At 57.6% G+C, this 11,886-nt stretch carries 13 protein-coding genes; 5 read left to right on the top strand and 8 right to left on the bottom strand.

Annotated elements, in window-relative coordinates; genetic code table 11:
- Window positions 1-22: 22 nt before the first annotated feature.
- Both BLQ41_RS28530 and BLQ41_RS28535 read right to left on the bottom strand, forming a co-directional pair.
- Window positions 23-244 carry an FmdB family zinc ribbon protein gene (locus tag BLQ41_RS28530; protein WP_010457489.1) on the bottom strand — a complete coding sequence of 74 codons (222 nt, stop codon included), beginning with the start codon at window positions 242-244 and terminating at the stop codon, window positions 23-25.
- 136 nt (window positions 245-380) lie between these two features.
- Window positions 381-719, bottom strand: a complete 339-nt coding sequence (locus tag BLQ41_RS28535; protein WP_090187441.1) for a ribbon-helix-helix domain-containing protein — start codon at window positions 717-719, stop codon at window positions 381-383.
- A gap of 530 nt (window positions 720-1,249) precedes the next feature.
- Here BLQ41_RS28535 and BLQ41_RS31190 point away from each other — a divergent pair.
- On the top strand, window positions 1,250-1,852 hold the full coding sequence (locus BLQ41_RS31190; RefSeq protein ID WP_090187443.1) for a cold-shock protein: 603 nt from the start codon (window positions 1,250-1,252) through the stop codon (window positions 1,850-1,852).
- 63 nt (window positions 1,853-1,915) lie between these two features.
- Here BLQ41_RS31190 and BLQ41_RS28545 read toward each other — a convergent pair whose 3' ends face one another.
- Complete coding sequence (locus tag BLQ41_RS28545) at window positions 1,916-2,122, bottom strand: SlyX family protein (protein WP_090187446.1); 207 nt, start codon at window positions 2,120-2,122, stop codon at window positions 1,916-1,918.
- A 3-nt stretch (window positions 2,123-2,125) separates the two neighbouring features.
- Window positions 2,126-2,551, bottom strand: a complete 426-nt coding sequence (locus BLQ41_RS28550) for an HIT domain-containing protein (protein ID WP_090188887.1) — start codon at window positions 2,549-2,551, stop codon at window positions 2,126-2,128.
- A 916-nt stretch (window positions 2,552-3,467) separates the two neighbouring features.
- Here BLQ41_RS28550 and BLQ41_RS28555 point away from each other — a divergent pair.
- Window positions 3,468-4,799, top strand: a complete 1,332-nt coding sequence (locus BLQ41_RS28555) for an OprD family porin (protein WP_090187449.1) — start codon at window positions 3,468-3,470, stop codon at window positions 4,797-4,799.
- A 144-nt stretch (window positions 4,800-4,943) separates the two neighbouring features.
- On the opposite strand, the gene BLQ41_RS28560 is transcribed toward BLQ41_RS28555, so the two are convergent.
- On the bottom strand, window positions 4,944-5,786 hold the full coding sequence (locus BLQ41_RS28560; protein WP_090187452.1) for a mechanosensitive ion channel family protein: 843 nt from the start codon (window positions 5,784-5,786) through the stop codon (window positions 4,944-4,946).
- Between the two features lie 154 nt (window positions 5,787-5,940).
- Window positions 5,941-6,426, bottom strand: a complete 486-nt coding sequence (locus BLQ41_RS28565; RefSeq protein ID WP_008029244.1) for a YajQ family cyclic di-GMP-binding protein — start codon at window positions 6,424-6,426, stop codon at window positions 5,941-5,943.
- Window positions 6,427-6,566: 140 nt separating this feature from the next.
- Between BLQ41_RS28565 and BLQ41_RS28570 the strand changes: the two genes are divergently transcribed.
- The 3 genes from BLQ41_RS28570 to BLQ41_RS28580 are packed head-to-tail and all read left to right on the top strand — an operon-like array spanning window position 6,567 to window position 10,150.
- Entirely contained in the window at window positions 6,567-7,484 is a 918-nt protein-coding gene (locus BLQ41_RS28570; RefSeq protein ID WP_090188890.1) for a putative 2-dehydropantoate 2-reductase, read from the top strand.
- A gap of 45 nt (window positions 7,485-7,529) precedes the next feature.
- Window positions 7,530-9,566, top strand: a complete 2,037-nt coding sequence (locus BLQ41_RS28575; protein ID WP_090188892.1) for a sensor histidine kinase — start codon at window positions 7,530-7,532, stop codon at window positions 9,564-9,566.
- 2 nt (window positions 9,567-9,568) lie between these two features.
- Window positions 9,569-10,150, top strand: a complete 582-nt coding sequence (locus tag BLQ41_RS28580) for a cob(I)yrinic acid a,c-diamide adenosyltransferase (RefSeq protein ID WP_090187455.1) — start codon at window positions 9,569-9,571, stop codon at window positions 10,148-10,150.
- Window positions 10,151-10,271: 121 nt separating this feature from the next.
- Here the strand turns inward: BLQ41_RS28580 and BLQ41_RS28585 are convergent, their stop codons facing one another.
- Together BLQ41_RS28585 and BLQ41_RS28590 are read right to left on the bottom strand one after the other, a co-directional pair.
- On the bottom strand, window positions 10,272-11,222 hold the full coding sequence (locus tag BLQ41_RS28585; protein WP_090187458.1) for a Nudix family hydrolase: 951 nt from the start codon (window positions 11,220-11,222) through the stop codon (window positions 10,272-10,274).
- Window positions 11,219-11,851, bottom strand: coding sequence for a glutathione S-transferase family protein (locus BLQ41_RS28590; protein WP_090187461.1), 633 nt, complete (start codon window positions 11,849-11,851; stop codon window positions 11,219-11,221). Before BLQ41_RS28590 ends, BLQ41_RS28585 begins: the two co-directional genes overlap by 4 nt.
- Window positions 11,852-11,886 lie beyond the last annotated feature (35 nt).

Consider the following 11,886-nt stretch of genomic DNA (forward strand, 5'->3'; position numbering starts at 1 on the left):
CGTTCAACTCAGGCCCTAGACCCTAGTCAGCTTTGTCGCCGCCGGCCAGGTTCTTCTTCGAACCGGTCTTGAAATCGGTTTCGTACCAACCGGTGCCGCTAAGGCGGAAGCCCGGCATGGACAGCATCTTTTTAAGCTCTGGCGCCTGGCAGGCAGGGCAGTCGACCAGCGGTGCTGCGCTGATCTTTTGAATGGCTTCCAACTGATGACCACAGGAAGCACATTGATAGTCGTACATCGGCATGGGGGTTGTCTCGGCGATCAGGTTGCTACCGCGCACGCTGGGTTTTGCGGCAAAGCGCGGGATTATATCCATTAAATGCAGCCTGTGCAGCCGTAAGACTGCACAGACCGACACTCTGCCCGATACACCGCAGTGGCTAAGGCATTGCGACGCAGCCACCCTCCTTCAGGCTGCGCACCACGCAGACAACCCGCACCAGCCCGGTGAAGTTCCTGACGCCACCGTGACGCAGATGCACTTCGCGGTCCACATGCGACAACAAGGCACTGACCGAGCAGCAATTGACCTTGGCCATGTCACCCAAAATATCCCAGTACACCTGTTCAAGCCGCAAACAGGTGGCAAAACCATTCAAGCGCACCGAGCGGGATAACGGCTGGGCCAGCCCCATATCAAATTCGCTGACAAACGGATCAACCCTTATTTCCTTGATCGGGCCTCCCTTCCCTTCGCCTAGCCTGTCTTCGTACACCATATCGTTGACACTCCTTTGCCATCGTTGCCTTCTGTAAGAGCACTATCGGTCGCCTTATAAAAGCGCAGGCGCAAAGGTATATCCAGATGACTTTATGACCATCGACGTAGGATAAGCCAACAGGTGAAGGGCGATCATGGAGACCGTCCTAGGCCGGCCATTTTCCTACAAGGTCAGGCGAGTTTTGAGGTGGGCAAAACAGACTTTGCGAAGTGGAAGGGAGCACTCGAACCAAATTTTCGATTTTCTTCCTCCCGACATCCAGCCGGCGCAGAACAACTCAACAAACCCAGTGTCACCCCACAGATATCGCTACCTGAGCCACTTCCCGCTTCAGGACACCGTCGGACTGCCTGATTTGAGTAGCTGCAGGCTTTGCTGTTAAATAGGCAGTGTGTCGCTACCGCCTATTTTCCGGGGGCCGCGCATAGGCTGGTACCGGGTACGTGTCCAACGCCTCTTATTGTTCTGAAGCGAACCGTGCTCCATCAGCTCTTCCTTGTGATCCGTCTTAACGTGAGTTAATCAAAATGTTGAAAATCGTTCACCTGCTAACGGGCGCAGCAGCTTTGCTGCTGTCCTTCATACCCAGTCTGCAACCCGAAGCTGCTCCTTACCTGCAACAACCCGCTGCGCTGTACCTGGCCTTTTTCGGCCTGCTCAACCTTACCCTTGCTCCGGTGATTCCTTACTGGAACAAAGGTCCACGTCATCAACTGCAAAACCTGGTCAGCGCCCTGCTGGTCCTGGCCGTCGTCCTGCAAACCGTTTCGCTGATCGCGAAAATGCCGGACATCGCTGGCCAACCTGCCGTTCTGTTCAGTCTGCTGGCCGCGCTGATCGCCGTTCTCCTGCACCTGGCCATCAGCTTCTACAAATCTTCACCGGCCGCCGCCTCGCCAAGCTATGACATGAGCAACCGCGATACCGGCACCGTCAAGTGGTTCAATACCTCTAAAGGCTTCGGCTTTATTTCCCGTGATTCCGGCGATGATATTTTCGTGCATTTCCGGGCGATTCGTGGCGAAGGTCACCGTGTTCTGGTCGAAGGCCAGCGCGTGGAATTCTCCGTCATGAACCGTGACAAAGGCCTGCAAGCCGAAGATGTGATCGCCGCACTGCCGCGCCGCTGATTCCAGGGCCCAAAAAAAACCGCGAACAGCTCAGGCTGTTCGCGGTTTTTTATTGCCTGCTGCTTAGTAATGCGGCGGTGGCGCCTCTTCCTCGAAGGACTCGAACTGGCCGGCCATTTCTTCTTGCCGCTTGAGCAGCGCGGCCATCTGCATTTGCAGACGCTCCACCGCACGCTGCTGCGTCGCCAGCACATCACTCAATGACTGGATGGTATCGTCCTGAAAGGCCAATTGGCTCTCCAGATCGTTAACGCGCTCTTCCAGGTTCATGATTCACCCCTCCAGAAACGTGAAGTCTTCGGTTAACAACAGGCGCAACCGCTCGCGAATCGTTGCGATCTGCTCTGCGCTGTAAGGCACCGACGGGTGTTTACCCCAGACCGGCGCGGGCCAGGCGGCATCTTCTCGCTTGCGCACAATCACATGCATATGCAACTGACTGACGACATTGCCCAGGGCTGCGACATTCAACTTATCGGCGTCGAACGCGTCCTTGAGCAGTTCCGCCAGCGCCGTCGTTTCCTGCCACAACCGCTGCTGATCAGCGACATCCAACTGAAATATCTCACTGATATCGTCGCGACGCGGCACCAGGATGAACCAGGGGTAATTGGAATCATTGGATAACAGCAGCCGGCAAAGCGGGAAATCCCCGATCGGTAGTGTGTCTTGTTGAAGTCGTGGATCTAAAGCGAACACCGCGCGCACTCCCGCCTGGTCATCATTTTTCAGCTTAGTCCGCCTCCAGAGAGGCTGCGCACCAAGCGACAGGACGCCAGCATACCTGTGAAAGCGGCCTGCTTCACGACCAACCACTGCCAACGTCAGGCCACTGAAACGACATTTGCCATGCGAACGCCCTGTCGTGAGACATTTTCTAACACGACGCACCATCACAGCACCTGTTACGTCAGAATCAGCACGGAAATGACTGATAAACAATGAAGAGTTTCCAGACGAGCCGCACCCCCACTGTGTGAATTCAGTACAGCAATTGAAATTTTTTGCACCAAAATCGTACAGTGCGTCTACGCTGAGTGCGTCAGGCATCCGCCAATTACTCACTGGCGGGGTGAACCGGTAACGTTTCTGGTTGTCACGCCGTTGAACGGGAGGGTGCAACACGATGTAAACCGAGGCGTCAAGCTTGACCAACAGGTGCTTGAACCCCCCGGTTTTATGAGGTTTTTACCGCACCAGGCAGGCCTTCAGAAAAAAATAGCAACAGAATTCTGATTTGTGCACGCTTGTTGCATTCACACCCATATCGCCTTGGAGGCCTCCGCTGGAAGTGGAAGCCTCAAGGCAAATAAAAACAGCGGCAGGGTTGCCCGATGGAGATTCAAACGTTTCACCAGGGACTCTTTTTACCGATGTCCGAGTCTTGGAAAACAACGCTGAAGTTGTCATTCCGCTTGCATCGAGGCTGTAAATTTGCGACATCTACCAAGCTGTTTGCGACAGGGTCGTAAAGAAGCTGAAAGGTTAGATACGCAAGTATCGCCAACATGGTCGGCGTGATATAAGTTTGCGCCGACACAAAAAGAAAGAGCCGCCCAGATAATAAATCAGGTGGGACGGCAGTACTCTTCTAAAACCAAAGGAGCAAATCACGATGCGCGTGATGAAGTGGAGCATGATCGCACTGGCAGTTGCAGCAGCAGCCAGTACTCAGTTGGCAGTAGCCGCACCTTTCGTAAGCGACCAGGCAGAAGCCAAAGGTTTTGTTGAAGACAGCAAACTCGACTTGCTGGTTCGCAACTACTACTACAACCGTAACAAGAAAGACGGCGCTACTGACGACAAAGACTGGACCCAGGGCATCCAGGGCATGTACAGCTCGGGTTACACCCAAGGTCTGATCGGTGTTGGCGTTGAAGCTTGGGGTCAACTGGCTATTAAGCTGGACGGTTCCGACAAATATTCCGGTACCGGCAACATGACCGTGGGCTCTGATGGCGAAGTCAACAACAGCCAGGGCAAAGCCGGCGCTGCCGCCAAGTTCCGCATCTCCAAGACCGAACTTAAAATCGGCGACATGCAGCCAAGCACCGCTCCGGTGTTCGCTGTAGGCGGTTCCCGCATCCTTCACCAAACTGCCACCGGTATCCAGCTGCAGAGCAGCGAAGTCAAAGACCTTGACCTCGAAGGCGGTCACTTCACTTCGGCTACCAGCCAGGACAGCAACGCCCGTGATGGCGATCTGTGGGCTACTTACGCTGCAGTGAAAGCCAACTCCATCGACTACGTCGGCGGCAAGTACGGCATTACCCCAGACCTGAGCGTGTCGCTGTACGGTGCCAAGCTCGAAGACATCTGGAACCAGTACTACGCCAATGCGAACTACACCCTCGCACTGGGTGGCGATCAGTCGATCAACTTCGACGGTAACATCTACAACACCCGCGACACTGGTAGCGCTAAAGCAGGCGAAATCAACAACACCGCCTACTCGCTCGCTGCTGCTTTCTCGTTCCTGAAAGCGCACACCTTCACCCTGGGCTTCCAGAAAGTGAACGGCGATACCCCGTTCGACTACATCGGTGTGGGTAAAAACAACCGCGGTGGCGACTCGATTTTCCTCGCCAACTCCATCCAGTACTCCGACTTCAACGCCCCTGGCGAGAAATCGGTACAAGCCCGTTACGACCTGAAAATGGCCGAATACGGCGTACCTGGTCTGAGCTTCATGACCCGTTACGTGAAAGGTTGGGACATCGACGGTACCAACACTCCAGCGGGCAGCGCTTATACCGGCTTCTACGGTGCAGATGGCAAACACCACGAAACCAACGTTGAAGCCAAGTACGTCGTTCAAACTGGCCCGGCCAAAGATCTGTCCTTCCGTATTCGTCAAGCATGGCATCGCGCCAACCATGACGACGCGTTTGAAGGTAGCGTTGACGAGTTCCGCCTGATCGTTGACTACCCACTGTCGATCTTGTAATCGCAGTTGGTTAGTTAGTAAGCATAAAAAAAAAATGCCCATCTTCGGATGGGCCTTTTTCGTTGGCTAGAAACAATGTGTTTAAACGATCAGATCCGTGAGAAACATGCCTGACCAAAAAGTCAGACGTTGATCAAAAAACAATCACTGCACTGCAGATTCCTGCACCACACGAATCACCCGCTGTGGAAATGGAATATCAATACCCGCCGTTTTCAACCGATCCCGGGACTGTTCGTTGAACATGAACATCACATCCCAATAATCCGCTGTCTTCACCCACACGCGCAGAGAAACAGTAATCGAACTGTCGCCCAAGGTAGAAATGACTGCTTGTGGAGCCGGGTCAGTCAGTACACGAGGATCGTTGGCCAGTTCCAGCAACACTTCACGGGCCTTTTGCAAGTCCGCTTCGTAGTCCACGCCCACATCAAAAACAACTTTGCGGGTCGGCTGGCGATTTGTATTGGTAATGATACCGTTCGACAAGTTGCCGTTCGGCACGATGATGGTTTTGTTGTCGCCAGTGCGCAATACGGTGTGGAAGATCTGGATGCTGTCGACTGTACCGGCAACGCCTTGGGCTTCGATCCAGTCACCAATACGAAACGGACGAAACAACAGAATCAGCACGCCGCCGGCGAAGTTCGCCAGGCTGCCCTGCAAGGCCAGACCGATGGCCAGACCGGCCGCACCGATGGCCGCAACGAACGACGTGGTTTCGACGCCAATCATCGATGCCACGCTGACAATCAATAACACCTTGAGAATGATGTTCGCCAGGCTGCTGATGAAACCCTGCAGCGCGAGGTCGGCGTTGCGCAGTGCCAGCAGGCCACCGAGCTTTTGCGCCACTTTGTTGATCAACCACCAGCCGATGGCCAGGGTGATTACCGCCAGCAACACGCGGCTGCCGTATTCCATGATCATCGGAATCCAGGCTTGGGATGCCTTGACCAGGTTGTCTACTTCAGTATTCAAATCCATCTTCTTTCTCCTGATTTCCGGCTTCCCGGCACGCGAAAAAATGAACTGCGGCAATTACGACTTGCTCGCGAACGCGGCGTGTCATTCAACAGTGAAGTTGACTGATACGCCCTCTTCGCGGGCAAGCCCGCTCCCACAGGTTCTGTCTCTAAGGTCAGTCGCGGAAGTTGTTGAACTGCAGCGGCATGTCGAAGGTTTTGGCGCGCAGGGCCGCGATGGCTTCCTGCAAGTCGTCACGTTTCTTGCCGGTGATGCGCACTTGCTCACCCTGAATGGCTGCCTGAACCTTGAGCTTGGCGTCCTTGACGTGAGCGACGATTTTCTTCGCCAGCTCTTTGTCGATACCTTCCTTGAGGACCGCTTCCTGCTTCATCAGCTTGCCCGAGGCATAGGCGTCTTTGACTTCAAGGCATTGCACATCGATCTTGCGCTTGACCAGGGCCAGCTTGAGGATCTCGATCATTGCTTCGAGCTGGAAGTCCGCTTCAGCGGTCAGGTTGACGGTCAGCTCCTTTTCCTTGAACTCGAAGGTGCCTTTGCCTTTCAGGTCATAACGGCGATCGAGTTCCTTGACGGCGTTCTCGACCGCGTTGGTGACTTCGTGTTTGTCCAGTTCGGATACCACGTCGAACGACGGCATGTAATCTCTCCAGTAAAAAGGCGCGCTCGATAGCGATGGCGCGCGCTTGGCTTGCGGTTAAAATCGGGCTCATTATAACGGGTCTTTTCCAACCGATACTGCGAGCCTCACATGCCTGCGCCAAACCGAGCAAAAAGCTGATGTCTACCACCTGGCATGTTCTGGGCGCCGGCAGTCTCGGCACCTTGTGGGCCACGCGTCTGGCCCGGGCCGGGATACCGGTCAGATTGATCGTGCGTGACGAGCAGCGACTGCAGGCCTATCAGGCAGCCGGCGGGCTGACGCTGGTGGAGCACGGCGAAGCCCGCACCTATGAAATCCCCGGTGAAACGGCACACAGCAAGGAACCGATCAGCCGCTTGCTGGTGGCCTGTAAAGCTTACGACGCCGAGAGCGCCATCGCCCAACTGGCGCCGCGCCTGACGCCTGATGCCGAGTTGATCCTGTTGCAAAACGGCCTCGGCAGTCAGGATGCCGTTGCCGCGCAGGTCCCGCAGGCGCGCTGCGTGTTCGCATCGAGCACCGAAGGCGCGTTTCGCGACGGCGATTGGCGTGTGGTGTTCGCCGGTCATGGTTACACCTGGCTCGGCGATGCCGGCCATCCGGTGGCGCCAATCTGGCTGGATGACCTGACCGTCGCCGGTATTCCACATGAGTGGAGCACCGATATCCTGACCCGGCTGTGGCGAAAGCTGGCGCTCAACTGTGCGATCAATCCCCTGACTGTGCTGCACGACTGTCGCAATGGTGGCTTGCAGGAACATCACTGCGAAGTCGCCACCCTGTGCAGCGAACTGACTGATTTGCTGGAGCGTTGCGGTCAGCCCGCAGCGGCGCAAGACCTTCAACAGGAAGTTGAGCGAGTGATCCACGCCACAGCGGCCAATTACTCCTCGATGCACCAGGACGTCGCCAATCAGCGCCGAACCGAAATCAGTTATCTGTTGGGCTATGTCTGCAAATTAGCGGCGCGCCACCAGTTGAACCTGCCCCACCTCAATCAATTACAGCAGCGGCTGATTGCGCATCTGCGCAGCCTTGGATTGCCCAGCGACTGAGCAGCGGCTACGCTGGCCACTTGTTCCTTTTCAGCGATGAACCTGATGCCACTGCGCCAGCGTCTCGAAAACCTTCCCGTCGGCCAGAAACTGTTGGCCGCCCTGCTGGTGTTGTTGATCACCATCCTGCTGGTCGCCAACCTGACCTTTATCAGTGCCGCGTACTACATCTCCCAAGAAAGCATGGCCCCCCAGGCGCTGCAAACCATCGGCCGACTGGTGTCCAACCCGAGTCTGGTGGCCGATGCCTTGAAGTCGCCGGACAACGCCGAACGCTTGCTCAACGAACTCAACAGCTATTCACCGCTGCGTGCCGCCGCCCTTTATGACGGCAAGGGTGAGCGGCTGGCACAGCTGCAGCATGGCGACAGGCTGAACCTTCCGGACCGCTACCGGCACATCGAAGCCTGGCAAGCCACCGAATTTCGCAGCAATCAGGTGATCACCCTGCCCCGCCCCGGCACCGCGCCAGGGCACCTTTTGTTGGTGGCCAGCAGCGAATTGCCGGTGGCGTTCTACACCGGAACCCTGACCGCCAGTCTCGGCATCCTGATTTTCAGTGTGCTGTTGTGGCTGGTGATCGCCCGCCAGATCAAACGCCTGATTACACGACCGATCCATCAGTTGGAAGAGTTGTCACGGCAAGTGACCCGTGAAGAGAACTACGCCCTGCGCGCCTCCCGCGGCAACCACGACGAAATCGGCAGCCTCGCCGAGGCGTTCAACACCATGCTCTCGCGCATCGAGGCCCGGGAGCAGCAGCTCAAGCGTGCTCGGGATGACTCCCAGGCAGCTTACGATCAGGCCCAAGGACTGGCTGAAGAAACCCGCCACACCAATCGCAAACTGGAACTCGAAGTCCAGGTGCGGAGCAAGATCGAGAAAAAGCTCACGGGCTTCCAGAACTACCTCAACAGCATCATCGACTCCATGCCGTCGGCCTTGATCGCCCTCGACGAGCAGCTTTACGTGACCCAGTGGAATCAGGAGGCCAGCGCCCTGTCCGGCACGCGCCTGGACGAAGCGTTGAACCAGCCGATCTTCCTCGCCTTCGAGCCACTGAAACCGTTTCTGCCGCAGCTCAAGCAAACCGTTGAACAACACACCGTGGCCAAGATCGAGCGCGTGACCTGGTTCAAGGACGACGAACCCAAGCATTACGCCCTAACGTTCTACCCCCTGATGGGCGGTGCCGGACGTGGTGTGGTAATCCGTATCGACGACATCACCCAGCGCCTGTCCCTGGAAGAAATGATGGTGCAGTCGGAAAAAATGCTCTCGGTCGGTGGTCTCGCCGCCGGCATGGCCCACGAGATTAACAACCCGTTGGGCGCGATCCTGCACAACGTGCAGAACATCCGCCGACGCCTGTCACCTGATCTGCCGAAAAACCTGGAACAAGCCGAGCAAATCGGTATCCCACTCGAAACGGTCAACAAATACCTGCAAGCGCGGGAAGTGCCACAGTTGCTCGACGGCATTCAACAGGCCGGTGCCCGCGCGGCAAAGATCGTCACCCACATGCTCAGCTTCAGCCGCCGCAGCACCCGGCAAATGGCCCCGTGCGACCTGCCGGCGTTGATCGATCAAGCGGTGGAAATCGCTGGCAACGACTTCGACCTGGCCATCGGCTTCGACTTCAAGGGCCAGGCAATCATTCGCCAGTTCGACCCGGCGCTGGGACCGGTGCCCGGCACCGCCAACGAACTGGAACAGGTGCTGCTCAACCTGCTCAAAAACGCCGCCCAGGCCATTCACCAGCGTGAAGACGACAGCGAACCCGGGCGGATCATCCTGCGCACCAAACTGAATCCGCCGTGGGCCGAGATCCAGGTCGAGGATAACGGCATAGGCATGAGCGAGAACGTGCGCAAACGCACCTTCGAGCCATTCTTCACCACCAAGGAAATCGGCCAGGGCACCGGCCTTGGCTTGTCGGTCTCGTATTTCATCATCACCAACAACCACAAGGGACAGATGGAGGTGCAATCGACACTGGGTCAAGGCACCTGCTTCACATTGCGCCTGCCGCTGGCGGGCACCCCAGTGATCTCACAAGAACTCAATCAGCTATCGAGGTAACCATGGGCTTTCGCTTGTCGAAAATTTACACCCGCACCGGCGACAAGGGCGAAACCGGACTGGGCGATGGCCGCCGCGTGCCCAAGGACCATCCGCGGATCGAAGCCATTGGCGAAGTCGATACACTGAACAGTCAGGTGGGCGTGCTGTTGGCCGGGCTGACGACTGAAAGTGCGACGTATCCGGGGTTGAACGAAGTCATCGAAGTCTTGGCGCCTTGCCAGCATCGTTTGTTCGACCTGGGGGGTGAACTGGCGATGCCGGTGTATCAGGCATTGAACACTGCGGAAATCGAACGGCTGGAAGCGGCGATAGATCTGTGGAATGAGGAGTTGGGACCGCTGGAGAATTTCATTCTGCCAGGCGGCTCGGCGCTGATTGCCCAGGCCCATGTGTGCCGAAGCCTGGCGCGCAGTGCGGAGCGACGGTGTCAGCAGTTGAATGCGATTGAGCCGTTGGCCGGGGTAGGTCTGGCGTACATCAATCGGTTGTCGGATTTGCTGTTTGTGATGGCCAGGGTGATCGCCAAGCGGCAGGGGATTGCCGAGATTTTGTGGCAGCCGGCGGCTAAACCCCTGGATTAGTTTGCGTATTCAAGGACGCCATCGCGGGCAAGCCCGCTCCCACAGGTTCAGTGGTGTGCACAAACTTTGTGTTCAGCACCGATCACTGTGGGAGCGGGCTTGCCCGCGATGAGGCCAGCGGCTACACCAAAGAATCCGGCCAGAACGCCCGAATCCCCGCCACGCCCTGTGCTCCAGCTTCCCAGGCCTTCTGCCGTTCGGCCGGGCCAACGCCGCCGAGCAGGAACACCGGTTTGCTGAAACCCTCGATCAACGCCGAAGCCTGCTCCCAACCCAACGGCTGCGCATCAGGATGCGTCTGGGTCGGCTGCACCGGCGACAAGGTCACAAAGTCCACCCCCATCTCTTCGGCCAGCGCCAACTCTTCGGCATTGTGGCAAGACGCCGCCAACCAGCGCGACGCCGGCAACGGACGCCCCGCTGCTGCGTATTTGCGCAATTGCGCGGCGGTGATGTGCCAACCGGCGGACGGGAAGTCGCCCAACCATTCGAACGGCCCTTTGATCATCAACTGCGCCTTGCCGGCACACAGCCCCGCTGCATCCACGGCCAGATCGCGGTATTTCGGGTCGTAGCCGTTAGGCGCGCGCAACTGGATCAGCTTGATACCGTTGGCGATGGCTTTCTGAATACCGCGCAGCAACGCCGGGGTTTCCAGATCTTCCGGGGTAATCAGATATTCGGCTGGCAAGCGTGCCGCCGCAACGATCGGCCGGTTGGCCGCCGGGAATTCGTAACTCAGCAGATCGCGCTGGGACACCCATTCCAGAGGCTGGCCTTCGGCGCCGTGGGGTTCGCCGGTAAAGGCCGAGACTTCCCAGACGTCCAGCAACACCTGCTTGTCCGGGTAATCGTGGCGAACCTTGATCAACGGTCGCGCGGTGCTGACCACAATGCCCAGTTCTTCTTGAAGCTCGCGAGCCAGAGCGGTTTCGACGGATTCGTCGTCTTCGACCTTGCCGCCAGGGAATTCCCACAAACCGCCCTGGTGCTGGGTGTCGGCGCGGCGTGCGATCAGGACTTTGCCACTTCTGTCACGGATAACGGCGGCGGCTACGTGTACTCGTTTCACTGTCCAACCTCCTCCAGGCCTGCCTTCTGCCAGGCCTTGAACGCTGGCCATTGGTAAAGGGTTTCGACGTAGGCCTCGTCCACGGCAGGCAACTTCACCTGGTAGGTGCGCAGGCGCACGGCAATCGGTGCGAAGAATGCATCTGCCAGGGTCGCGTCACCAAACAGGAACGGACCGGTTTCAGTCGACGCCGCTCGGCATTCGGCCCACAACGCCAGCATGCGCTCGATGTCTGCTTGAACGTCAGCGGGGGTCGGCGATAAAGGAGCATCGTGGCTCAGGTCGAACGGCATGTTGCCGCGCATGGCGAAGAACCCGGCATGCATCTGCGCACAGGCTGAACGTGCCTGGGCACGGGCCGCGGTGTCTTTGGGCCAGAGGCCGGCGTCGGGAAATTGCTCGGCCAGGTATTCGGCAATCGCCAGGGAGTCAGCGATGGTGCCGTGTTCGGTTTTCAACAACGGAACCTTGCCGGTCGGCGAGTGCTTGAGCAGCCGCTCGCGGGTGTCCGGCTTGCCCAGTTTGATCAGTTCTTCGGTGTAGGGAGCGCCGGTGAGGTCAAGTGCCAGCGCGCCGCGAAGGGACCAGGAGGAATGCAGTTTGTCGCCGATGATCAGGTGGAGGCTCATGTTCGGGACCTTTTAATGAGGGAAGCAGGCCAGTC

The sequence above is a fragment of the Pseudomonas arsenicoxydans genome (assembly GCF_900103875.1).
Lineage (GTDB): Bacteria > Pseudomonadota > Gammaproteobacteria > Pseudomonadales > Pseudomonadaceae > Aquipseudomonas > Aquipseudomonas arsenicoxydans.